We start from the raw sequence: 22,196 nt of genomic DNA on the forward strand, positions 1-22,196 counted from the left end.
TGCGCGACATCACCGCGCGCAAGGCGGCGGAGGCGGCACTGCGCGAGGGCGAGGAGCGCTTCCGGAGCATGGCGGAGGCGATCGAGGACGTCTTCTACGTCACCGACCTCGATCGCAATACCCTGGTCTATCTCAGCCCGGGTTACGAGCGCATCTGGGGTCGGTCGCGCGCCGGGCTGGAGGCCGATCTCGCCTCGTTCGTGGACACGATCCACCCCGGGGACCGGCCCCGCGTCATCGAGGGCAAGGCCGCGCAGGATCGCGGCGAGCCGACCACCATCGAGTACCGGGTCGTGCGGCCCGACGGCGCGATCCGGTGGGTGCTGGACCGCAGCTTCCCCATCCCAGGCACCTCGGGCCGCCGCTCGGCCGGTGTTGCTTCCGACATCACGCAACGCCGGGAGGCCGAGGAACGGTTGCGTGAGAGCGAGGAGAGGTTTCGGCGCCTTGTGACGAGTGTGCGCGACTACGCGATCTTCACGACCGACCGGGAGGGGAGAGTCACCTCCTGGCCGGCCGGCGCTGCCGCCGTTTACGGCTGGTCGGAAGCCGAGATCCTCGGCCGGTCCGTCGACGTCACCTTCGTGCCCGAGGACGTCGCCAAGGGGGAACCAGAGAAGGAGCAGGAGACGGCGCTCCGAGAGGGGGTGGCGCCGAACATCCGGTGGCACCTGCGCAAGGACGGCGCGCGCATCTTCATCAACGGCTCGACCCAGCCCCTCGTGGGGGCGGACGGCATGGTCTGCGAGTTCATCAAGATCGGGCAGGATGTGACCGAGGCGCGGCGGGTACAGACGGCGCTCGCGGAGAGCGAGAGGCGCCTGCGGACGCTCATGGGGGGCATCCCGCAGCTCGTCTGGCGGTCCGGCGACGAGGGCCGGTGGACTTGGTCGAGCCCGCAATGGCAGGCCTACACGGGGCAGTCGGAGGAGGAGAGCCACGGCCTCGGCTGGCTTGACGCGGTTCATCCTGAAGACCGCGACCGCACTGTGGCCGCTTGGCACGCGGCGCGGTCGCACGGGCAGCTGGAAGTGGAATACCGCATTCGACGCGCCGCCGACGGTATCTGGCGCTGGCACCAGACCCGCTCCGTTCCCGTGCGCGATAGCCCGACTGCGGAGCAGCTAGAGGGGTGCATCGCCGAGTGGCTCGGGACGACCACGGACATCGAGGATCTGAAGCGCCTGCAGGCCGAGCAGGGCGTGCTCGTGGCCGAGTTGCAGCACCGGACGCGGAACCTCCTCGCGGTCGTGCGCAACGTGGCGCGGCGGAGCATCCCGCCGCAGCCGGGACGGGACGAGTACGACGCGCGGCTCGCCGCGCTCGGCCGCGTGCAGGGCTTCCTCGCCCGAAGCAGTGCCCACGTCGTGCCGCTGCGCAACCTGGTCGAGGCCGAACTCCAGGCTGCAGGGGACGGGTCCTCGGACCGTGTGACCGTCGAGGGACCGCCCGTGAACCTGCCCGGGGAGGGGGCGCAGCCCGTGGCGCTCGCGCTGCACGAGCTGGCCACGAATGCGGTAAAGTACGGCGCGATCGCGCAGCCCAGTGGCAGGCTCTCCGTGACCTGGCGGGTCGAGGAGTGGGAGGGCGGGCCGCGGCTGCGCATCGCCTGGCGGGAGAGCGGGGTGGCAATGCCGGACGGACGGCCCGCGCGCCGTGGCTACGGGAGCGAGCTCATCTCCCAGGCGCTGCCCTACCAGATGGGGGCGGAGACGGCGCTGGATTTCACGCCCGACGGCGTGAGCTGCGACATCATCCTGCCGGCGAGCGCGTTCAGGACGGCGGAGGACAGGGCATGAGCGGGGCGACGAAGCCCCTGCGGGGCCGGAGCATCCTCGTAGTGGAGGACGAGTACTTCATCGCCGACGAGATCGTCGAGGCCCTGGAGGAAGCTGGCGCTACCGTCGTGGGGCCGCTGCCGAGCGCGGCGGCAGCCCTGAAGGCAGCGGAGGGCGACGAGGGCCTGGATGGCGCCTTGCTCGACGTGAACCTCAGGGGGGAGATGGTGTGGCCCGTCGTCGAGGTGCTGAAAGACCGGGGCGTGCCGATGGTGCTCGCAACGGGATACGACTCCGGCATGATCCCGCCTGCCTACGCCCACCTCATCCGATGCGAGAAGCCCGTAGAGGCAAATGTCGTCGTTCGCGCGCTCGCGCGGGCACTCTCGAAGGCTGATCCGCCGGGCTGATCGACGGCGGAGGTGCTGTTCGGCCCCCGCGACATCCCGTCCGCATCGGATGTCCGCTTTTGGGATGGCAACCGGAGTCTGACAATGACCTTGCTGGGCGCTAAGCAGGCGTCGTTAGATGTTAACTTTGAACGCGCACGTCGATCCGGCCATGCTCGGTGTACGGTCGCGTTCCCCTGGCAGTCACGCCGCTTAGGCCTAGGTGAGCCAGTCTTCGCTGCGCAGACCCTCCACACGCCCGAATTCGCCAAGGTTGCCAGTCACCACCACTAGCCCCTGGCTGCGGGCGTGCCCCGCGATCATCAGATCGTAGGGACCAATCACCATCCCCCGCCTCTCCAGATTGGCGCGAACCTCCGCCGTGTGCGCGGCGGCCGCGTCGTCGAATGGCAACACGGTCAGCCGCGCCGCAAAGCGCTCAACTTCGCGTCGCATCTCTGTTGGCCGCGCCGAGCGCTCCGCCCCGTACAGGAGCTCGTAACGCACCACCTCAGAGGTGCAGAGCGCCTCCGCCTCAGCGTTGAAGCGCGCCCGCAGCCCGGCAGGGCGGTCCCGCAGCACCCGGATGCACAGATTGGTGTCGAGCAGATAACGCAGCGTCACAGAGCTTCCCGCTGCTGTATGGCGGGCTGGCGCCGTTCACCGAGATCTACCCCCGGAGCTGCGAAGAAGTCGTCCCACAAGGCGTCTGCCGGAGCGATGACGCGGCGCGCACCATCACGGAGGATGACGACCTCTCGGACGCCCGCCTCGAAGGCGACACCCTTTGGCAGCCGCACGGCTTGGGAGCGGTTGGACAGAAAGAGGGTCGTCCGGGTTGGCGTCGACATGGCTCCACCCATGTATATCCCTCCGGGCTATCTTTCCAGCCCACTGGTGCGGGGCTGATGGAAGGCCGAACTGGCCGGAACCCTTCCTTCTGGGCCAAAAGACTGTCGCTACCGCCCTGTATCACTGAGTCGACGGCGCACAAGTCGGAGATGCCCTCAGGCGCTAAGAGGGGAGCGCAAGGGCCCGAGCACGGCGGCGTTATCGGCACCGAGACGAGGTGGTGGCGTATGGAACACCCCCGGCGTTCGGCTCAGCTTCAGCGGGATACCCGCGACGCGCACCCCGTCCACCCCGCAGTCGAGCACCATGTCGCGCGCGAGCGCCTGCGGCTGTTCCAGCACCTCCGGCACGTCGTGGACGAGGGAGACGGGGATGCCGAGGCTGTCGGCCAACGCGACCCACTCCGCGGCATCTCGGGAGGCAAACACCGGGAAGAGCTCGGCATGGAGCGCGTCTCGGTTCCGGAGGCGGTCCGGGTTCGTGCGGAATCGGGCATCCTCGGCCAGGTCCGGGCGGCCGATCGCGTTGCAGAAAGGGCCGTACGACCGGCTCTCCACCCCGAGGTAGAACTCGCGGTCCCTTGCCTTGAACACGCCGTAGGGCGCCAGGAAGGCAAAGAACGGCCCGTGTTTCGCCGGCACCGGCCCGCCGCCGGTGTAATCGCCCATGTAGTTCGTCAGCAGGTGGATGGCGGTCTCGTAGAGCGAAAGGTCCACCATCTGCCCCTCACCGGTCCGGTCCCGGTGGCGCAGCGCAACGAGGATGCCGTAGGCCGCGTGCGCCCCGGTCAGCAGATCGATGGGAGAGGGGCCGGAGCGCACCGGCGTCCGCCCGGGCTCGCCGGTGATGCTCATATGCCCGGCATAGGCCTGCAGGAGCATGTCAAAGCCCGGCGCGAGCCGCATGGGGCCCGTCTGCCCGAAGCCCGAGATGCTGCAGTAAACGATGTCCGGCCGGATCGCGCGCGCCGCCTCGTAGCCGATGCCGAGGCGGTCGGCGACGCCCGGGCGGAAGTTCTCGAGGATGACGTCGGCCGTCGCCATCAGCCCGCGCACGTCCGCCTGGCCCGCGGCGGATTTGAGGTCGAGGGTCACGCCGCGCTTGTTGCGGTTGAGCGCGAGGTACAGGCCGCTGAACTGCCCGTCCGGACCCGGCCGCGCCGTGCCCCAGCGCCGAGCGCTCTCGCCCTCGGGCGGCTCGATCTTGATCACCTCGGCCCCGAAGTCGCCGAGGAGCATGCCGGCGGTCGGGCCGGCCATGGCCTGGCTGAAGTCGAGCACGCGGATGCCGTCGAGCGCCGTCATGGATGGTCCTCCCATCGCCGGGGTAGCCCCGATCCCATCCATCTCGAAATTCATTGTAGGGCAGGGGCCCATTAGCGGGACTTTCGGCGTGGGGCAGGGGAGGGGGCCGGCTCGTGCCGCACCCCGGCCGCCTCAAAGAAGGCCTGGGCGGCGAGGCTCCGGACGCCTCCCTGGGCCCGGCACACCGTCACGGGCACGGACGGGCCGCCAAGGATCGGCACCGCCCGCACGCCCGGCGTGGCCGCGGCGATCGCGGCGAACATGACGGACAGCCCGAAGCCTCCCCGCACGAGGGCGGTGACCAAGTTGCCGCTCTCGCCCTCGCAGAGCACGTGCGGCGTGCGGCCCAGGCGGGCGGCGACCTCCGTCACGAGGGCGCGCTGGTTGTAGCCCTCCGGGAACAGGATCAGCGGCTGCTCGAAGAGCTCCTCCCAGCCCAGGGCCGCGCGGCGGGCGAGCGGCGACGTCGCCGCGACGCAGGCGACGAGGGGCTGGTCGTCCAGGCGCAGGACCTCGAGCCTCTCGAAGCTGTGCTGTCCGGCGACGACGCCCACATCCACCTCGCCGGTCCGGACCCGCTCGATGACGCTGGCCGAGCTGTCCTCCACCGCGTGGACGTGAATGCCCGGATGCTGGGCGAGGAAGCCTCCGACGATGGCGGGCAGGATGAAGCCGGAGACATGGGGCGGCGCGCCGACGCTCACCTGTCCCGCCCCGAGCTGGGTCAGCTCCCGCATGTGCCGGCCGAGGCGGTCCACCTCTCCGAGCACCCGCCGGGCATGGCCGAGCAGCGCCTCGCCCTCCGCGGTCAGGCGGAGTGGCGTGACGGAACGGTCGAGTAGGCGCACCCCGAAACCGTCCTCCAGCTTGCGGATGGCGAGGCTGACGGCGGGCTGCACGAGGCCGAGCCGCTGCCCGGCGGCCGAGAAAGAGCCGTGCTCCACCACGGCCGCGAGGATCTCGAGCTGACGCAGGCTGGGGCGCATCGGGCAGGACTATGAGTCCGAGTTATGACATGGGCCAGGAACAATTATTTCCGCTTGGCCCGGGAGCCCGTCAAACTCCTCCCAACGCCAGGGGAGAAACATGCGCGCGGCCACCGCCATCATCGGCGCCGGCACGACTGAGGTCGGCCGCTACCCCGACCGCACGGTCACGGACCTCGCGAGCGAGGCGGTGACCCGGGCCCTGGCCGATGCCGGGATCGCCCGGCGCGAGGTGGACGGGCTGGTCGTGCACATCGGCGCGCCGCGCGGCCTCGACTACGACGAGGCGGCCGCCCTGCTCGGCCTGGATGTCCGCTTCGCATCGCAGACCTGGAGCCACGGGCGCTTCGCCGCGACGGTGGTACATCACGCCGCCATGGCCGTCGCCTCCGGCATGGCGGACGTCGTGCTCTGCCTCGGGGCCTACCGGAACAGCAACCTCGGCCAGATCGGCGGGCGCAACTCCTGGGGCTACGAGGAGACGCTGCGGCCCGGCGGGGGGCCGCACTCCGAGGCGCCTTTCGCCGGCTTCAACGGGCCGGTGGCGGCGGCGGCCATGGCGGCCCAGCGCTACTTCCACGTCCATGGTGGCGACCGCGAGAAGCTGGCCGCCGTGCCGCTCGCCTTCCGGGCCCACGCCGCCCGCAACCCCGCCGCGCGGCACCGCAAGCCGATCACCGAGGCGGAGTACGGGGCGAGCCCTTTCATCGTGGAGCCGCTCCGGCTGCTCGACTGCTCGGCCGTCGTCGACGGCGCCGTCGCGCTCCTCGTCACCCGCGCCGACCGCGCGAGGTCGGCCCCGGCGCCGGTCTGGCTGCTGGGGATGCAGGGCCTGTCGGCCGGGCCGCGGCAGTTCATCTTCGGCCAGCCGGGCCTCGGCATCGGTCAGGCGGCGGACGCCGCGTGGGACTGGCCCGGCGGCGACCAGCCCGCCTACCGCATGGCCGGGATCGGGCCTGATGCGGTCGACCTGGTGCAGGTCTACGACGCCTTCTCGCCGCTCGCCCTCTTCAGCCTGGAGCGGCTGGGTCATTGCCGTCCCGGCGAGGCGCTGGACTTCGTGCAGGGCGGACGGATCGGCCCGGCCGGTGCGCTGCCCGTGAACACCTCGGGCGGCATGCTGTCCGAGGGGCACCTGAACGGCTGGAGCCAGATGATGGAGATGGTCCGTCAACTCCGGGGCGCCGCGGGCGAGCGGCAGGTGCCGGGTGCCCGCATCGCGCAGTGGGGCACCTCTCTCGGGGATCAGCTGATCCTCGGAGCGGAGGGCACGGCGTGACCGCCTTGATCGTCGCGGTCGAGGTCCCAGCAGACCCGTCCGGCCTCCTGCCCCCCGTGACGTCGGACACGGCCCCCTTCTGGAACGGGTTGGCCCAGGGCGAGCTCCGCCTGCAGGGCTGCGACGCCTGCAACAAGGCGCGCTGGCCGGTCTCGCCGGTGTGCCCGCACTGCGGCGCGCCGGGCGGGACGTTCCGCACCCTCTCCGGTCGGGGCACTGTGTTCAGCTGGGTCCGCTACCACCGCAGCTACCTGCCGGAGTTCGATCCCCTGCTGCCCTATGTCAGCGCGACGGTGCTGCTCTCCGAGGGGCCGCGCCTGCCTGCCCGGCTACGAGACCTGAACGGCGATCCGACCATTGGGCAGCCCGTCGAGCTGGCCGTCGAGCACTGGCCCGGTGGGCGCCACGTCGCCACCTTCCGACCGGCCGAGGCCCCCTGATGCGCGCGATCATGCTCCGCTCCCTTGGCGGCCCCGAGGTGCTGGTGCCGGAGGAGGTGCCGGAGCCGTCCATGGCACCCGATGAGGTGCTGGTCGAGGTCGGCGCGGTGGGCGTGACCTACCACGACGTGGTGCAGCGGAACGGCACCATGCGCCGACACACGAAGCTGCCGCTCATCCTCGGCTACGAGATCGCCGGGACCGTCCAGGCGGTCGGGGTGGCGGTGACGACCCTGCGCCCCGGCGACCGCATCTGCACCAAGGCCTTCCGCTCCTGCGGCCTCTGTCGCCTCTGCCGCAACGGCATGGAGACCGCCTGCGCGCGCCGCGTCGCGGTCCATGGTGGCTACGCCGAGCGGGTCGCACTGGCCGAGGAGGTCTGCGTCCGCGTCCCCGAGGAGGTACCCCTCGAGGTGGCCTGCATGCTCGGGCCCTCCACCGGTGTTGCCCTGAACGCGGTGCGGGACGTCGGCGGCGTGCGGCTGGGCGAGACGGTCCTGGTGACCGGGGCCAGCGGTGGCGTCGGGCTCTCGACCGTGCAGATCGCCCGCCTCTCAGGGGCGCGGGTGGTCGCGACCACCCGGTCCGAGGCCAAGCGCGCCGCCCTCACCGAGGCCGGGGCGCACCACGTCCTCGTCGCGGCGGACGGCGAGGACTTCTCGAAGGCGGTCAAGGCGCTCGCGCCGGACGGGGTGCAGGTGGTGGTGGACACGGTCGGCAGCCGCGTCTTCACACCGGCCTTCAAGGCGCTCGCCGTCGGCGGCCGCTACGTGATGGTCGGCCAGCTCTTCCGCGAGGAGATCTCGATCAACCCCGCCTTCGTGTTCTTCCAGCGGGCCCGCATCCTCGGCGTCGGGAGCGTCCGCCGCGACCAGTTGGAGGACTCCGTGGCACTGGCCGCCTCGGGCCAGGTGCGGCCCCTCGTGGCGCGGCGCATGCCGCTGGAGGAGGCGGCCGCGGCGCATGCGCTGGTCGAGCGGGGCGAGCTGGTCGGTCGCGTGGTGCTCGTCCCCTGAGGGACGAGAAGAAGGACAAGAACGGAGGAACGCATGAAGGACACCAGGATGCCGGGCGTGGGGCGCCGGTGGCTGCTCGCCGCCCCCTTCCTCCTGCCGGCGCTGGGACGCTCCGTGGGCGCTCAGGGGCTGCCCGCCGGCTACCCGAACCGGCCGATCCGCCTGATCGTGCCCTTCGCGGCGGGCGGTTCGGGCGACATCGTCCTCCGCATGATCGCGCCGCGACTGAGCGAGCGGATCGGGCAGACGGTGGTGATCGAGAACCGGGACGGCGCGGGCGGCGTGGTCGGGGTGGACGCCGTGGCGAAGGCCGCACCCGATGGCTACACGATCGGCTTCGGCACGACCGGGCCGCTAGCGACGAGCGTCACCACCCAGCCGAACATGCCCTACCACCCGCTCCGGGACCTCGCCCCGATCACCGTTATGGCGACCGTCGCCGAGCTGCTCGTAGTCAGTCCCAGGCTGGGGGTGACCAACATGCAGGAGCTGCTGGCTCTCGCCCGGGCACGGCCGGGGACGCTGAACTTCGGCTCCTCCGGTCCCGGGGCTCTGCCGCACCTGGCGGGCGAGATGCTGAAGACCCACGCCCGCATCAACATCACCCATGTTCCCTACCGGGGGGTCGCGCCGGCGGTGAACGACGTGCTGGCCGGGCAGATCGAGATGATGTTCGCCGATCTGCCGGTGCTGCTGCCCCATGTGCGCGCGGGAACGGTGCGCGCCATCGCGGTCGCCAGCCCCGCGCGGTCCCCACTCCTGCCCGACGTACCCACCATGACGGAGGTCGGGCTGCCCGCCGTCGAAGCGGAGAACTGGTACGCCATCGTGGCGCCCGCACGCACCCCGCCTGCGATCCTCGATTTCCTGCAGGCGCGCTTTGGTGAGACGGTCAGGATCCCGGAGGTCACGGCGGCACTGATCGCACAAGGGCTGGTGCCCGTGGGCTCCGAACGTGCGACGCTCGGGCGGCTGCTGGAGACGGAGATTCCGAAGTGGGCTGAGCTGGCCCGAGCAACCGGCGCAGCCGCGCAGTAGCACGGAAGCAGCTGCGCTCGTCTAGCCCAACGTTTAGCATGCGTCGGGCGCCCCACCGAGACGACAATCCGGGTAGTGGATGGCCGCGAGTGGCCGGGAGCGGCACGTCCGTTCTTGGAGGGCAGCTGCCCGAGAGTGGACGAAACACGGGCATTCCGTAGACTTGCGACGGTAGCTCGATGCGAGCCCAAACGTAGCGCCCCGATCAGCGATGCGCCGTGGTCGAGGCCACGAGGCGCAATTGCTCGCGGCGCTCATAGGCGGTTTGGGACACGCCAAACAGATCGTCGAGCCTCAAGCGATTCAATTGTCAGAAGACATGAAAACTTAGACGGTGGGCGAGATGGGGCACTGCATCCCTCTAGGGGAAGGAGGCATTGATAGATTTGGGGCGACCCCAGTCCGACGACCGCGAAGCATATACGCTACGCCGTCCTCAACTCCTGAAGCCGGCTCGGCACGCCTTAAGCCGTCGCAAGCGTCCAATCGAACCACAACTGACGGGAACACCTGCTCATATCAGTAAAGGGCAAGAACACATCGCAATCGAGGAAGATCAAATCGCAGCATGGCGGCAAAGCGATCCTCAACAAACCCATCATCAACCGCCGCAACCCGAAAGAAGGTTGCGGACCTCGGCTGGCCGAATTCCGAGTGCGTCACTCAATGCCGCCAGCATAGCGGCGTCACCCCTTTGCCGCCATAGTAGGCAGAGATTGTGGAATACTCTGCTGTGATTTTTTTTGTCGCCAGAGGCGGTGTAGATCCGCAAAGCTTTCCCGTAGAGGTTGGCGGCTTCACTAGTCCTGCCTTGATCCGCCGCCAGACTACCGAGCTCGTGGTAGGTGGAGGCTGCGCCATATGCGTCCTTTCGCGAGAGCTTGATTCCGAGCGCGTATTTGTAGTATTCCTCAGCTTTCCTGAACTGGCGCTGTTTGTGCGCCAGCATGCCAAGCTGATGATACGTGGCAGCAGCACGGAGCTGTTTGCCAGACGCCTCCCAGATGGGAAGGGCTTTCCGGTAGAACGTCTCGGCCGTAGAGAATTGCTCTGCGATTTGTTCGACAACTCCAAGATTGTGGTAGACATCTGCTGCCTCGACCCATTCTTTCAAGCCCTCATAGATTTCCAATGCCTTCTGATACTCGATCCTGGCGACGTCCAACTTTCCCTGCAATCGCGCTAACCTGCCCAGCTGATGCTGAGTATCTGCTGCAGCTCTAACTTGGCCGTTCTCGAGCCGTATGGTCGCGGCTGTCCTATAATGCGCCTCGGCCTCACTAAAGAGCTCTTGCTCCTGACGTATAAGACCGAGCTGATGACGAATGCTGGCGCGTCCTATGGCTACCAATGTGGGTTTTAGCGACGTTATGCGCTCAAGGAAGAACAGGGCTTTCTCGGAGGTTTGAACTGCCTGATCGAACAGCCTCAATGAGCGTTGCGTCGTGACTAAATCTTCGAGCACACCTACGATCTCGGCAGCCGTGGATTCTTGTAAGTTCTCGTGCGGCACTTGCTCGAGTTCAGTCAGAACGAGAGTTCCGAGTTCGAGAGCTCGAGTGTGGTCATGGGTGTCGGCGAGGTAATGGGAGAGAGCGGCATAATGGGGTGCTACTAGCTCACGGTACTTTATGGCCAGCTGGAGAGCTGTTCCTAAGTTCGCGTATTCGCGCTCAACTATCGCTCGAGCAGCAAGCTGGTGCTCGGGATTTCCGGAGCGCTGCGCCCTAAAGATTGATAAAGCAACGTCACCATAGAACCTGCAAAAGGCCCGCTCGATTGCTTCTCGACGCTCACTCGCCTCTTCAGTTTTGAGGCGAGTATGCAAGAACCATCCGAGTGCCGGCTGTAGGTGCATAACCATCGGATCGCTCGGATCACGTTGTGACAATCCAAGCTGACGTGTTTCCTCCAAAATCGCACCAAGGCGGTCAAGGTGTAGCCCAAAGAGCGCCGGCTCACGTGAGAGTTCCTGCTGAAAACCCTCTAGGAAATCGAGATCGAATACCCCGGCAAAAGGCGCAAAGCAGAGCAGCAGAACCTGGGCTTCCGGATCAAGGTGGCCGTGGCTGTAGTCTATGCAGCCCATCAAGCTGCGCGTTCGAGATAGGCTTGAGTCCGTCCCGAGAGGAACATCCAGTTCAGCCAAGCCTTGGCGTAACTCCACCAACACGTCCGAGGCGCTCTTCCTTGTTAGGTTCGGAAGTACCACTTGCAAGGCTAACGGGTAACCAGCCAAGAGCCGTAGCAGCTCTCTGAATGCCGACTCCTTAGTACGGGCCTGCGCATTCGCTCGCCGGAGGACTGCATCGGCAAGAGCCGACGCTGCTTGCGGATCAAGCCCCTCAAGCTGATGAACGTTGTCGCCAAACGTACCTGGCGCTAGCCACGCTTCATCTCCGCGCGAACCTAACAGCACAAGAGTCTGGCCGCCAATCAATTCCTTTAAGAAGGAATGCAAATCTCGCCGCTGCTGCGCATCTAGACTATGTGGGATGGCTAGCGGAGCCGCCGTAACACTTTCCAGATTATCTAGGATGATAAGCTGGCGTCTAGCCCGCAATTCCCCTGCCACAGCTTGTTGCTGCGCTCCTTCCGTCATGCTGTCGAAAATAACCCACAGGTCTTTGGAAAGGACATGCCGGCCTAGCTCTCGGACTATTTGATTACGCGTCCAAGCCCTCTCGTCCCAGCCAAAGTAGAACGTCCGCTCAGTCAAACCTGTGAGCTCCCACCAGTACGCGAGATGGCGGAGTAACGTGCTCTTGCCGCTGCCACCCATTCCTCGGACTAACAAAATATTCTGCCGAACTAACAATGCCTTCTCGATCCTGAGCAAATCTAAATCGCGCCCGAAGAACCCGTATTCTGTTTCCGGTTCAGACGTGCGCGAGTCCTGCTTGCTAAACCAGCACCTCGCCTCTGCGGGAGTGAACTCACGGTTGCGGAAACGCGGCTCGCGGTTTTGATAAACGACCGGGAGGATCCAGTCCTCAAGCTCGATAACTTCATTGAACGCGGCTCGTCTGGACTTATCTGCGTGCAATGCCCTCCGTCCTACCAGTAAAGCCTCACTCAGTGCTTGCCCTTTGAAGAGCTGACCGTAAAATACGGGAATGAGCCGCTCAGCGGCGCTGACTGTTACAGACCACGCCATGGCAATGACGCTTTGAGCCCCCGCCTCAAGCAGTCGGGAGCCAAGACTTGTCTCTTGTGCCCCAACCTGCTTGCCGGACTGACAGGCATTAAGTACAGCAATCGGAATTTTGTGCTTCAATAGAAGGGAGGTCACTTCACCGGCCTCGGCGAGGTCAGCTCCGACCCCAATTGGGCGTTCGAACATCAAGAATGCTTTAACGCCCTCGTATGCTGCAATCTCGCCTCGCCCCCAGCGGCCGCCGAATGTGACGTCGCCTGCTTGAACTTGCTGTGCTGTACCTTCGAATTCGTCATAGTTCAGTAGCCCACCATGCAGGTCGAAATGTATCGCGTGATAGTGACCGGCTCCGTGCCTCTGGGTCGCGTCTTCAAGGTGCTCTGCCAATGCTTGCCAGGTGCCGGGGCGGACAATGTCTACAACAACGCGAAGCTGAGCTTGACGGAGGGTTCCTACCAATGGGCGAGTGATAGTGCGGTAACCGACGTCGGACGCCTCTCCAGGGCGGGCTGTCACTACTACAAGATTCAAGGTCGGTGACTCTGCAGGGTAAGCCTCTAGTACCGGACTGGCAGCCACCCCCCTACGTAAGATTGGCGCGTCAAGAGCAAAGGGACGAGGCAATCTTGGATCCTTGAGTGCCTCCCAGTGTAAGGCTTGGAATGCTGGAGAGCCAATCACAGCGAACTGGAGTCGGTCCGGATAGGCGCGTTCTTTCAGCTTACCATAAGCCTCGCGTGCGTCATCACTAGCAACGAGCTGCCGGAATAGGGCCTCGCCGTAAGTGGTGAGGCTAGCCGCGGCAGTTCGGGCCCTGATCTTGTCGGTGAACGGGAAATTCAGGTGTTGTTCGAAATACCAGTCGAGTTCATCTTCTGTCTCCTCCACAGCAGGAGGGGCAATAGCGGTCGGAAACACATAACCGTCGACCCGCAGCAGCGCGCCACAAGGCCGGCTCCTATCCTCGGAAATCTCCACTAGTTCCATTGATACCTCCTGGCGCATTCAAAGGTCGGGAACTCATCTCGCTGCGCACCCAGTTACCCTCGGGCCGACACAGGCGAGAGGTGGACCGCAGCTAGGGCGGCAACCGCCAAAGCCGCCATGTGCTGCTTTAACGGTGCGGGCGTGACAAAAAAGGCTGAGCGGCCTGCGTCTTGAGCTATCTTGGATACTAGGCGGCATTGGGAAGAGGCTGTCAGCACGCACTGATATGCTCGTGCTGCAGCAGCCGTTTGACGGTCCAAAAGCGTGGAGCCCAGCCGAACCGTCGTCGCAAGCCCTAGAAGGCTGTGCTGGGTGATCCTAACGAGCAATGCCCAAAGCTTCTGCGATAGCGGTAGCGGTTTTCGGGTGGGAAAGATAGCCCGGAATAGAGTGTGCAGTTGCTCCCGTATTTTTGAAGTCACTTATGTTTTCGATGTTACCACTGAAGCGTGGCAGACCAAGACTTCTGTTGAGGCTGATGAAATCATCCGGATCGCGCACGTTTATCCATCGGCGCACGCCCGACGGCGTGGTCAAGGGTGGACCGATCGCCCGCTGTACGGTACTAAGCGTTAGTGGCGAGCCTAGAGTAACGAATAAAGGCACCTCGACCGAACGCCCCGATAGTTCATGTTCCCTAAGCAACCGGAATCCGACTATGGTGCCGAGTGAATGAGCGACGACGACGAGAGGATCGGAAGCGAGTGCCGGACGCACGATTGCGTCGACTGCGTCGCGGACGTGTGGCTTCTTAAGATAAGCATGTGCCTGTCCAAGTAAGCGAAGCGCTAAATCACCGTGCAAGGGTGATATGCGCTCGAGCAAACTGACAATTGCGTTAATCCGTCGGTTCATAGGTAGGCTCTGTGAGACTACGCCACCTTTGTTCTCGCGATCCTGTTCAACTGCAATCTCAGATTGAGCTATGCCTGCAGCCTCCGCTTGCTCTTGTAGGCTTTCAGAAAGGAAATCCGAAAGGTCATGATCGTCGCTTGCCCCGACTGCGCCTTGTGCCACCGCTCCTCGAAGTGTAAGTGCGGCTGCGGCAATCAGGGCATCGCCGTAGAAGGGCATATCGATGGTAGTGCGCGCCAGCACGCCTTCACCGCCCATACCGCTTTCGAGGTCACGAACCCACGTATTCTGGAGATCTTGGGGCTTGAGGCCCTCCTGGCCGATCCCATGGAGTAGTACGAGGCGCATCGGTCAGAATCCTTCCAAGGCGAGCTTCGCCAGCTTCACGCCACCTTCGGCGCTCAGTGTTGTGAATGGGCTCGGCAAAAGGTAGTCGGCTAACTCAGCTAGAGCCGGTGGGTAAAGACCAGGCGCGCCCTCAGGTTTGAGGAGTTTCCAGCCCTGTCGAAGGAAAGGAACCGAACCACCGAGCACACCAACTGCGTGCGGAGTAGCTCCACGCATGTAGAGGGGAAGCGATCGCATTCCGTCAGCTTCATCAACCGCTGGGATTAACAAGCTTACCTCGCCGCTAGCTTGAACTGCTGCAGGAAGGCGACCGAGGAGTGCGACGTCAAATGGAATGGGCTGATTTTGCTGACTAAAATAGTAAGCGGTTCTGTAAATATTCGAGAGATCTCCAACCCCGTAATGTAGCCATGCGGCGAGCACGCCGAGCATAGGGTCTGCATGTTTGGACGCCCGTAGAGCTTGGACCACCTCTGGTACCTGCTCGCCAGCGAGACCTCTAACGCGCATTTCTGCCATGAATTTAGCCGAGGTCGACACTACTGGATCAAACATCGACTGATAAAACATCGCATCCGCACCGTTGTCGCCAGCAGCAATCCTTAGAACGAAATCCGGCAGTGCGGCAGACGCGACCCAAGCTCCGGTATCAAGTTCGATCCATAGCGGCAATGGTAAAACGAGACGACCCCACTGGTTCCAAAACCGAGAGGTGGAACCTGGATTTGCCGGGGCGAGCCTCACAATTCGGCCGTCTTCAATCAACTCTGCCTTTCCCGGGCCCGCTATGCGGATAGAGCGTACGACAGCGCCGGAGATGACGACTCCGGCTCCGGTTTCGAAGTGATCTGGTCTCTGCTCTTTGTGGAAATTGATTGTCGCATGCTCGATCGCTGCGTCCTCAGCATGCTCGAGAGCTTCGAGAGATCTACGGCCGACCTGCCGGCTTCGAGCTATGTGCCCGAAGACGACGCGTTTGTGCTTCGGCCTTGTCGTCCAGGATGCTCCATTCTCTGGTTCCAGCCGCATGCTGCGTACCGCTATGCTCATACCCGCGGTGATCGTGGTCGTTGGGTCAGGCCACGGAGCAAGCAGCGGCGCAGTCGGGGGGAGCGCATCGCGGTAGCAGTTACTGGGGGGTCTAATTGAGGTCGTTATAACAGGCTTGAGCGGTACATTGTAGCGTTGAGCCATCCTGGGAACTTCTGCCTCTAGAAAATCGGCGAGACTGTGGTTCGTGATTGCGTTGGCGACTCGTGTATCGAAAGCTGCGCTGTGAGCCCCGGCGAGCGCCTCGGTTAGAAGACCGGAGAATATGCATCGTGCGTGCTCGGGATCCGAACCGGACACCATCCATGCTGCCCGAGCTCGTGAAGATGCTTGCCATAGGTCGAGTTGTGGCGGGTCCTCCTCAAAAGGCCCGCGCATCAGCAGCGAGTCTCCCTCGATGTTCTGCGTCTCAGCATTGACCGGTGAGCGACAAGCGTCGGACACGAGTATGAGGCGTTTGAGGCCGTACCAATCCAGGCGGTGACGCAGACCAGTCACCGAGACAGCCCGGTCTTCAGCGCGCCAGCGTGAAAGCAGCCAGAGATCCTCGCCAGCCCCCTTTGAAAGTCCATGGCCTGCAAAATAGACGACTAACGTTTGCGGTCCTCGTATCAGGAGCTCTTCCAGCGCAGACCGGACTTCGCTACGCTCGACGGGCTCCTCCTCATCTGTCAGGAGGGTTGTAAAGTATTCGTGCTCCCGGGCCCAGTTTGCCAGTGCTCGCGCGCCGTTGACGGCACCACGCAGGTAGTCAAGCGGGGGGGCGTCTCCTACGCCAATTGCAAGGCATGCAGCATGTCGCACGAGTTCCCTCTCTTCGGTTTTGGTGCTGCCAAGCAGCGTAACAGTCGGGCATTGGAGCCGAAAGAGATTCTTGCGCGTGGCCCGCCCCACGTGTGGATGCCCGCACAAATGCAAGTGGAATCTTAATCCGGTAGCGGCGATCCGATGAGGAGCGATCTTTTTCTACGCGCTGCTGCGGTCCTGGCGGAGCAATTGGCGCAGCAGTTGTCCGCGTCAGACATGCTGCGATGCTTGAGGAGGCGATACACAAGGGGCAAGGCGCGTTTCCGACAGAGGGCCGTTTGCTCTGTTGAAACCTTGCTGTGCGGTAGCGGGTTGGGAGGCCTTTCGGAGCGGATCGAGAGGTGATGATGAGGAGTATGTCGAAGTCGGCGGTGCGGGTGGCGCGGGAGGCCCTGGTGGCAGGCCGGGCGGCACTGCCGGATTAAGCCAGCCCGTACTCGCGCAAGGACCACACCCAGCCGCAGCTCTTCGCGCTTCTGGTACTCCGGCAGTTCCTGCGGACGGACTACCGGGGCGTGGTGATCACGGTCGCCGAGTGGGGCGAACTCCGGCGCACCCTCGGGCTGGCGAAGGTGCCTCACTATTCGACGCTGGCCCATGCATCCCGCCGGATCTTGGCGGACGCCGAGGCCATGGGGCTTTCATCGGCGTCCAGGCTGCCGTGGTTCGATGCGCCCGCCGCGAGGGCCTGATTGATACCACGCCGGTGGTCGCAGTGGACGCGACTGGGCTTGAGACCCGGCATGTCAGCGCTCACTTCGGCCAGCGACGGGCCAAGGGAAAGGGCCACCGGCAGCGCGCCTGGCCCAAGCTGACGGCCGTGCTCCACACCCACTCGCACCTGATTTTCCGCGCCGTGCCTGGCGTCGGCCCGAGCCAGGACTCGCCGGACTTCACACCCGCCATGCGTCAGGCCGCCGGGCTGGTTGCGATTGACACCGTCCTCGGGGACGCGGGCTACGACGCCGAGCACAACCACCGCCTCTGCCGTGAGGAACTGGGCGTCCGGCAGACAGTGATCCACCTCAACTGCCGCAACACAGGGCGCCGCTGGCCCAAGGCCCCGTACCGACGGGCGATGCGCCACCGCTTCCCCAAGCCCCTCTACCACCAGCGCTGGCACATCGAGAGCGGCTTCAGCCAGCACAAGCGACGCCTCGGCTCAGCTCTCACCGCCCGCAACACCGCGTCCCAGAACCGCGAACTCGTCCTCCGCGCCCTCACCCACAACCTCATGCTTCTCGCCGAAACCGCGTAAGCCTTTCAACAAAGCAAGGGCCGTTCTGAACGCTTGTGGGGAGCAAGGCCAAGTGCAGGGCGCCTCACGGCCCCGTTCACCTCCGCCGGCAAACCGCTGGAGACGCCCTCCACGATCGAGCCGCCGCACTCAGGATTGTGGATAATGCAGTTCGGAACCTGTCTTCTGTCTTTCAGGGATCGGAGATGCACTTTGGGCCCAGCCACGTCCGCTTCCGGACGGAGATCCCGGGCATCTTTCGGCTGCTGTGGGCGCTATGCAGACTAGTGTCCTGATCGCGAAGTTCCTACGATCATGAGGATGATCGTAGAGAGCGGTTATGGGCAGGCCTGCGGTGTCGATTGTGCTGAGTGACGCCGAGCGGCGGGACTTGGAGTCACTGGCCCGGGCCCACAAAACGGGTCAGGCGATGGCCCGACGGGCGCGGATCGTGCTGGCTGCGGCGGCGGGACAGGAAAACAAGGCGATCTGCGCCGAGGTGGACGCGGATGCCAACACGGTTTCCAAGTGGCGGCGGCGCTTCGCCGAGCACCGGCTGGATGGGCTGCTCGATGAGCCGAGGCCGGGCACGCCCCGCAAAATCGGTGATGACGAGATCGCCGATACCATTCGCCGGACGCTTGAGACCACGCCGCAGGGCGCGACCCACTGGTCGCTGCGTTCAATGGCGGCCGCCGTCGGCTACGCGCCTTCCACTATCCATCGCATCTGGCGCGCCTTCGGACTACAGCCGCACCGAAGCGAGACCTTCAAGCTCTCGACCGACCCGCTCTTTGTCGAGAAGGTGCGCGACATTGTCGGCCTCTACATGGCCCCGCCCGAACGCGCACTCGTGCTCTGCGTCGACGAGAAATCGCAGATCCAGGCCCTCGACCGCACCCAGCCCTTGCTGCCGATGCGCCCTGGCCAGGTCGAGCGTCGCACGCATGACTATACCCGCCACGGCACGACATCCCTCTTCGCAGCGCTGGACATTGCCACCGGTGCCGTCATCGGGCGCTGCTACCCGAAGCACCGCTCAAGCGAGTTCCGCAGGTTTCTCGATCAAGTCGAGGCCGCCGTGCCCGCCGACCTTGATGTCCATCTGGTGATGGACAACTACGCCACTCACAAGACCCAGCCGGTCCGTGACTGGCTCGCCAAACGTCCCCGCTGGCACGTCCACTTCACGCCCACAGGTGCGTCCTGGATCAACCAAGTCGAACGCTTCTTCGCCAACCTCACCGAGAAGCAGATCCGGCGCGGCGTCCACCATTCCACCGCCAGGCTCGAGGCCGACATCTGCGCCTTCATCGACGCCCGTAACGCCGCGCCAAGGCCCTTCCGCTGGACCAAGTCCGCCGACGACATCCTCGCCAGCATCCAGCGCTTCTGCATCCGTACCCAGCAGATCGGAAGGACTACGGAATCAGGACACTAGCGGATCTGTTGGCAGATCTGCCGGGATGGCGGCGCGAAGTCGAACGTGGTCTGTCCGTCAGCCTGGGGCTGCTGCCTTGCTTCGAAACCCGACAGGGTCACCCCGAGCAGCCGGACACCCCACTCCAATGGAAACAGCCCACGAACAAGCGACAGAGACGTCGCAACAAGCTCTTCGCGCGCGGTGACGGGCGTCCCTGCCGTCCGGCTCCGGGTTAGGGTCCGGAAGTCGGCGTAGCGCAGCTTCACCGTCACGCTCCGGCCGAAGCTGCCGTTCGCCTCGCACCAGTTCCAGACCTCGCCGGCGAGCAACGAGATGGACGTCTCCACCTCCGCCGGCGTGGAGAGATCCCGGATGTAGGTGGTCTCGCTCCCGTACGATTTCCGCGGCCGGTCGGAGAGCACCGGCCGGTCGTCCTGGCCTCGTGCGATGGCATGGAAGTGCGCGCCCGCTTTGCCGAACTGTGCCGTGAGATCCGCGAGCGATCTCTCCCGCAGGTCCGCCCCGGTCCGGATACCCAGGCGCTCCATCTTCGCCGCGGTCGCGGGGCCGATGCCGTGGAAGCGCGACACGGGCAGGGTCTCGACGAAGGCCGGGCCCATCTCCGGCGTGATGACGAACTGCCCATTGGGCTTTCGCTGGTCCGACGCGAGCTTCGCGAGGAACTTGTTGTAGGACACCCCGGCCGAGGCGGTCAGCCCGGTCTCCTCCAGGATCCTCGCCCGGATCTCGGTTGCGACCCGCACGGCTGTGGGGATGCCCTTCCGGTTCTCCGTCACGTCCAGATAGGCCTCGTCGAGCGAGAGCGGCTCGACTAGGTGGGTGTACTCCTCGAACACGGCCCGGATCTGGCGCGATACGGCCCGGTAGACCTCGAACCGCGGTGCCACGAAGACGAGATCGGGGCAGAGCCGGCGCGCGGTCCGGGAGGGCATCGCCGACCGCACGCCGAAGCGCCGGGCCTCGTAGCTCGCGGCCGCGACCACGCCGCGCTCGGCCGAGCCGCCCACGGCCAGGGGCAGGCCGCGCAGCCCGGGGTCGTCCCGCTGCTCGACGGAGGCGTAGAACGCATCCATGTCGACGTGGATGATCTTGCGGGTCGGCGGGGCCACGGGAGGGGAGGGGGCTTGATGGAGGGTGCAGCCTACCACGGCCTGGCCCGGCCTCAGTCCCGGCAGCGGACAACCCTTGCCACCGCCGTAGCCTTGGGGAGGCGGTGGTGAGCGTCCGGATCGTGACGCTCGGGCCGGCCGCCCGGCGCCGGGTCTACCCCGCTCTCTGCCTCGCGCTGGTCCTCGGCAGCCTTCTCACCTCTGCACCGGCCGGCGCTGCCCCGACCGCCTGCCCCGAGCATTTCGCGACCGGCAGCGCGCCGGAGATCATCCGGCCCGCCCTGGCCGCCCGCGTCCGCGAGCTCTGCTTCGAGGGCTTCGCGATCCTGCACAGCGGCGTCTCGCGCACCCCGCTCGCCGTCGCCGAGCACCTCACCCGTGCCCGCATGGCGGGGGCACGCGAGGTCCGGCGCGAGGGCTCTTTCCACGACGAGGACCGCCTGCCCGAGGAGGAGCGGGCCCGGCTCTCCGACTATGCCCGCTCCGGCTTCGACCGGGGCCACATGGCTCCCTCGGGCGACATGGCCACCCCCTCCTCCATGGCCGAGAGCTTCTCGCTGGCGAACATGGTGCCGCAGCACCCCGCCTCGAACCGCTGCCTCTGGGAGGGGATCGAGACCTCCGTCCGCCGCCTCGCCGTGGAGGAAGGCGAGCTCTTCGTCGTGACGGGCCCGGTCTTCGCCGGCGAGACCCTCGAGCGGATCGGCGGGCGCGTGCTGGTGCCGACCTCCCTCTACAAGGCCGTCTACGTTCCCGGCCGTGGGATGGCGGCCGCCTACCTGGCCCCGAACGGGCCGGGGACGGCCTGGCGGGCGGTGAGCCTCACCGAGCTGCGCGAGGCCGCCGGGATCGATGTCTTCCCCGGCATTCCGGCCGCCGCCCGGGATCGGCTGCTCTCTCTGCCCGAGCCGCGGCCCAACAACGTCCGGGGCGCCTGCGCGGGGCAGGGGGAGGTGGCGAGTGCAGAGCCGATGGGCCGGGCACGCGACCGCACGACGAACCCGGCGCCCGCGCCTCCGTCCTCCCCGCCTGGGCAGGAGGCCCGCCCGAAGGGCTGGAGCACGGCAACCCTCGTCATCGCGGGCCTCTTTGCGGTGGTGATGATCGCACTCCTGGTCCGGGTGCTGGGGCGGCGCTGAGGGAGCGGATGATGCCGGAGAGCCGAGAGAAGACGGAGGAGAGGGGTCCGGGGAAGATCACGCCCTTCGCGGACGAGGCCACATTGGTCTCCGTCGGCGACCTGACCGTGGAGAACCGGACCGACCGGGTGTCGATCTATGGCTCCCTCGACATCACTCGCGACCGGAAGGGGCTCCGGGCGGCCCGACACCTCCAGACCTTGCTGACCGCTGCAATCAGCGTGATGGAGGGGGAGGGGGACCGCTTGCCCGAATCCGTGGACAAAGGAGTGAGCGCGGAGCGGGTCCCGAACCCGTTCGGCTGACCACGAGCCCAGGAGAAAGTCGGGTCAGGCCGCATTAGACTGCCAGGGGCTCAGAAAGATGAGGGTGCACTTCAGTCGATGACGAAGGCCACAGAGAAGCAGAAGCCGGCTCCCCGCCCACGTCCGGGGACGACAGGCCTCCCTGCGCCGCTCACCCCGCCGGACTGCGACCTCCGCGACGTGCCTGATATGCCATTCGACGTGGGCCGCCTCCTCAACAGCAACTTCTGGGCCTTGTCCGAAGGCGACGAATTCAAAGCCGCGTTCAGCCTCTGGATGAGGTCCTGGCTGCAGGTGCCCGCCGCGAGCCTTCCAGCCGACGACCGCATACTGGCCGTCTTGTCCGGGGCGCACGAGGATTGGGCCGAACGCAAGCAACGTGCCCTCCACGGATGGCTCAAGTGTTCGGACGGCCGCCTCTACCACCCAATGATCGCGGAACTCGCTCTGGCCGCTCACGCCGAGCGGTTGAACCAGCGGGAAAGGTCCAGCGTCGAACATCAGCGCGTTCAGCGCCACCGCGCGGAACGGGCGGTCATGAGGGACGCTCTTCGGGCCGCGGGCCAGAAGGTTTCCTCCGACATTCCCATGAAGGAACTGCGCCAAGCCTATCAGAAGCTGACCGGTGACCGGGCCAGCAACGCTCCGGCAACGTGACCTGCAACGCAGGAAACGT

General features: G+C 65.7%; 20 protein-coding genes. 12 read left to right on the plus strand and 8 right to left on the minus strand.

What is annotated here, in order from left to right:
* The first annotated feature begins 449 nt into the window (after nucleotides 1–449).
* Nucleotides 450–1,799: a sensor histidine kinase gene (locus ACP6CK_RS29470; RefSeq protein ID WP_426960237.1), complete on the plus strand. Its 1,350-nt coding sequence runs from the start codon at nucleotides 450–452 to the stop codon at nucleotides 1,797–1,799.
* Nucleotides 1,796–2,188: a response regulator gene (locus ACP6CK_RS29475; RefSeq protein WP_426960238.1), complete on the plus strand. Its 393-nt coding sequence runs from the start codon at nucleotides 1,796–1,798 to the stop codon at nucleotides 2,186–2,188. The genes ACP6CK_RS29470 and ACP6CK_RS29475 overlap by 4 nt, the downstream gene beginning before the upstream one ends.
* A 198-nt stretch (nucleotides 2,189–2,386) precedes the next feature.
* Here ACP6CK_RS29475 and ACP6CK_RS29480 read toward each other — a convergent pair whose 3' ends face one another.
* The 4 genes from ACP6CK_RS29480 to ACP6CK_RS29495 all read right to left on the minus strand — a co-directional run bounded on the left by ACP6CK_RS29480 (nucleotide 2,387) and on the right by ACP6CK_RS29495 (nucleotide 5,309).
* Nucleotides 2,387–2,791, minus strand: coding sequence for a type II toxin-antitoxin system VapC family toxin (locus tag ACP6CK_RS29480; protein WP_426960240.1), 405 nt, complete (start codon nucleotides 2,789–2,791; stop codon nucleotides 2,387–2,389).
* Nucleotides 2,788–3,018 (minus strand): type II toxin-antitoxin system VapB family antitoxin, encoded by a 231-nt coding sequence (gene vapB / locus ACP6CK_RS29485; RefSeq protein ID WP_426960242.1) that lies wholly within the window; start codon nucleotides 3,016–3,018, stop codon nucleotides 2,788–2,790. The genes ACP6CK_RS29480 and vapB overlap by 4 nt, the downstream gene beginning before the upstream one ends.
* A gap of 156 nt (nucleotides 3,019–3,174) precedes the next feature.
* On the minus strand, nucleotides 3,175–4,323 hold the full coding sequence (locus ACP6CK_RS29490; RefSeq protein ID WP_426960243.1) for a CaiB/BaiF CoA transferase family protein: 1,149 nt from the start codon (nucleotides 4,321–4,323) through the stop codon (nucleotides 3,175–3,177).
* 71 nt (nucleotides 4,324–4,394) lie between these two features.
* Nucleotides 4,395–5,309 (minus strand): LysR family transcriptional regulator, encoded by a 915-nt coding sequence (locus ACP6CK_RS29495; RefSeq protein WP_426960245.1) that lies wholly within the window; start codon nucleotides 5,307–5,309, stop codon nucleotides 4,395–4,397.
* 100 nt (nucleotides 5,310–5,409) lie between these two features.
* On the opposite strand from ACP6CK_RS29495, the gene ACP6CK_RS29500 reads away from it, so the two are divergent.
* Genes ACP6CK_RS29500 through ACP6CK_RS29515 form a run of 4 tightly spaced genes read left to right on the plus strand, consistent with a single transcriptional unit; the run spans nucleotide 5,410 to nucleotide 9,082 of the window.
* Nucleotides 5,410–6,588 carry a thiolase family protein gene (locus ACP6CK_RS29500; RefSeq protein WP_426960247.1) on the plus strand — a complete coding sequence of 393 codons (1,179 nt, stop codon included), beginning with the start codon at nucleotides 5,410–5,412 and terminating at the stop codon, nucleotides 6,586–6,588.
* Nucleotides 6,585–7,028, plus strand: coding sequence for a Zn-ribbon domain-containing OB-fold protein (locus ACP6CK_RS29505; RefSeq protein WP_426960249.1), 444 nt, complete (start codon nucleotides 6,585–6,587; stop codon nucleotides 7,026–7,028). Before ACP6CK_RS29500 ends, ACP6CK_RS29505 begins: the two co-directional genes overlap by 4 nt.
* An 11-nt stretch (nucleotides 7,029–7,039) precedes the next feature.
* Nucleotides 7,040–8,044, plus strand: coding sequence for a quinone oxidoreductase family protein (locus ACP6CK_RS29510; RefSeq protein WP_426960251.1), 1,005 nt, complete (start codon nucleotides 7,040–7,042; stop codon nucleotides 8,042–8,044).
* Nucleotides 8,045–8,077: 33 nt separating this feature from the next.
* Nucleotides 8,078–9,082, plus strand: a complete 1,005-nt coding sequence (locus tag ACP6CK_RS29515) for a Bug family tripartite tricarboxylate transporter substrate binding protein (RefSeq protein WP_426960253.1) — start codon at nucleotides 8,078–8,080, stop codon at nucleotides 9,080–9,082.
* Between the two features lie 601 nt (nucleotides 9,083–9,683).
* On the opposite strand, the gene ACP6CK_RS29520 is transcribed toward ACP6CK_RS29515, so the two are convergent.
* The 3 genes from ACP6CK_RS29520 to ACP6CK_RS29530 form a co-directional block, all read right to left on the minus strand.
* Complete coding sequence (locus ACP6CK_RS29520; RefSeq protein WP_426960255.1) at nucleotides 9,684–13,226, minus strand: tetratricopeptide repeat protein; 3,543 nt, start codon at nucleotides 13,224–13,226, stop codon at nucleotides 9,684–9,686.
* Between the two features lie 318 nt (nucleotides 13,227–13,544).
* Nucleotides 13,545–14,429 (minus strand): hypothetical protein, encoded by an 885-nt coding sequence (locus ACP6CK_RS29525; protein ID WP_426960256.1) that lies wholly within the window; start codon nucleotides 14,427–14,429, stop codon nucleotides 13,545–13,547.
* 3 nt (nucleotides 14,430–14,432) lie between these two features.
* On the minus strand, nucleotides 14,433–15,194 hold the full coding sequence (locus tag ACP6CK_RS29530; protein WP_426960257.1) for a hypothetical protein: 762 nt from the start codon (nucleotides 15,192–15,194) through the stop codon (nucleotides 14,433–14,435).
* Nucleotides 15,195–16,801: 1,607 nt separating this feature from the next.
* On the opposite strand from ACP6CK_RS29530, the gene ACP6CK_RS29535 reads away from it, so the two are divergent.
* The 3 genes from ACP6CK_RS29535 to ACP6CK_RS29545 all read left to right on the plus strand — a co-directional run bounded on the left by ACP6CK_RS29535 (nucleotide 16,802) and on the right by ACP6CK_RS29545 (nucleotide 18,964).
* On the plus strand, nucleotides 16,802–16,978 hold the full coding sequence (locus ACP6CK_RS29535; RefSeq protein WP_426960258.1) for a hypothetical protein: 177 nt from the start codon (nucleotides 16,802–16,804) through the stop codon (nucleotides 16,976–16,978).
* A gap of 14 nt (nucleotides 16,979–16,992) precedes the next feature.
* The gene (locus ACP6CK_RS29540) at nucleotides 16,993–17,544 is read left to right on the plus strand and encodes a transposase (protein WP_426960259.1); all 552 of its coding nucleotides are present in this window, start codon (nucleotides 16,993–16,995) and stop codon (nucleotides 17,542–17,544) included.
* 319 nt (nucleotides 17,545–17,863) lie between these two features.
* On the plus strand, nucleotides 17,864–18,964 hold the full coding sequence (locus ACP6CK_RS29545) for an IS630 family transposase (protein ID WP_426960260.1): 1,101 nt from the start codon (nucleotides 17,864–17,866) through the stop codon (nucleotides 18,962–18,964).
* Here the strand turns inward: ACP6CK_RS29545 and dinB are convergent.
* Nucleotides 18,961–20,040 (minus strand): DNA polymerase IV, encoded by a 1,080-nt coding sequence (dinB, locus tag ACP6CK_RS29550; protein ID WP_426960298.1) that lies wholly within the window; start codon nucleotides 20,038–20,040, stop codon nucleotides 18,961–18,963. The two genes, ACP6CK_RS29545 and dinB, sit on opposite strands and share 4 nt — an antisense overlap.
* Nucleotides 20,041–20,183: 143 nt before the next feature.
* Here dinB and ACP6CK_RS29555 point away from each other — a divergent pair, with 143 nt between their 5' ends.
* The 3 genes from ACP6CK_RS29555 to ACP6CK_RS29565 all read left to right on the plus strand — a co-directional run bounded on the left by ACP6CK_RS29555 (nucleotide 20,184) and on the right by ACP6CK_RS29565 (nucleotide 22,177).
* Nucleotides 20,184–21,215, plus strand: a complete 1,032-nt coding sequence (locus ACP6CK_RS29555) for a DNA/RNA non-specific endonuclease (RefSeq protein ID WP_426960262.1) — start codon at nucleotides 20,184–20,186, stop codon at nucleotides 21,213–21,215.
* Between the two features lie 11 nt (nucleotides 21,216–21,226).
* On the plus strand, nucleotides 21,227–21,520 hold the full coding sequence (locus ACP6CK_RS29560; protein WP_426960264.1) for a hypothetical protein: 294 nt from the start codon (nucleotides 21,227–21,229) through the stop codon (nucleotides 21,518–21,520).
* Nucleotides 21,521–21,709: 189 nt separating this feature from the next.
* A complete protein-coding gene (locus ACP6CK_RS29565) occupies nucleotides 21,710–22,177 on the plus strand; it encodes a DUF1376 domain-containing protein (protein WP_426960265.1) in 468 nt (155 codons plus the stop codon).
* The last annotated feature ends 19 nt before the right edge of the window (nucleotides 22,178–22,196 follow it).

It is taken from the genome of Muricoccus radiodurans (genome assembly GCF_050154705.1).
Taxonomy (GTDB): Bacteria; Pseudomonadota; Alphaproteobacteria; order Acetobacterales; family Acetobacteraceae; genus Roseomonas; species Roseomonas radiodurans.

Coding starts and splice junctions, on each gene's coding strand:
- ACP6CK_RS29475 (WP_426960238.1), top strand. CDS start 1,796: ATGAGCGGGGCGACGAAGCCCCTGCGGGGCCGGAGCATCCTCGTAGTG.
- vapB (WP_426960242.1), bottom strand. CDS start 3,018: ATGTCGACGCCAACCCGGACGACCCTCTTTCTGTCCAACCGCTCCCAA.
- ACP6CK_RS29490 (WP_426960243.1), bottom strand. CDS start 4,323: ATGACGGCGCTCGACGGCATCCGCGTGCTCGACTTCAGCCAGGCCATG.
- ACP6CK_RS29495 (WP_426960245.1), bottom strand. CDS start 5,309: ATGCGCCCCAGCCTGCGTCAGCTCGAGATCCTCGCGGCCGTGGTGGAG.
- ACP6CK_RS29500 (WP_426960247.1), top strand. CDS start 5,410: ATGCGCGCGGCCACCGCCATCATCGGCGCCGGCACGACTGAGGTCGGC.
- ACP6CK_RS29510 (WP_426960251.1), top strand. CDS start 7,040: ATGCTCCGCTCCCTTGGCGGCCCCGAGGTGCTGGTGCCGGAGGAGGTG.
- ACP6CK_RS29515 (WP_426960253.1), top strand. CDS start 8,078: ATGAAGGACACCAGGATGCCGGGCGTGGGGCGCCGGTGGCTGCTCGCC.
- ACP6CK_RS29520 (WP_426960255.1), bottom strand. CDS start 13,226: ATGGAACTAGTGGAGATTTCCGAGGATAGGAGCCGGCCTTGTGGCGCG.
- ACP6CK_RS29525 (WP_426960256.1), bottom strand. CDS start 14,429: ATGCGCCTCGTACTACTCCATGGGATCGGCCAGGAGGGCCTCAAGCCC.
- ACP6CK_RS29545 (WP_426960260.1), top strand. CDS start 17,864: ATGGGCAGGCCTGCGGTGTCGATTGTGCTGAGTGACGCCGAGCGGCGG.
- dinB (WP_426960298.1), bottom strand. CDS start 20,040: ATGGATGCGTTCTACGCCTCCGTCGAGCAGCGGGACGACCCCGGGCTG.
- ACP6CK_RS29560 (WP_426960264.1), top strand. CDS start 21,227: ATGCCGGAGAGCCGAGAGAAGACGGAGGAGAGGGGTCCGGGGAAGATC.
- ACP6CK_RS29565 (WP_426960265.1), top strand. CDS start 21,710: ATGCCATTCGACGTGGGCCGCCTCCTCAACAGCAACTTCTGGGCCTTG.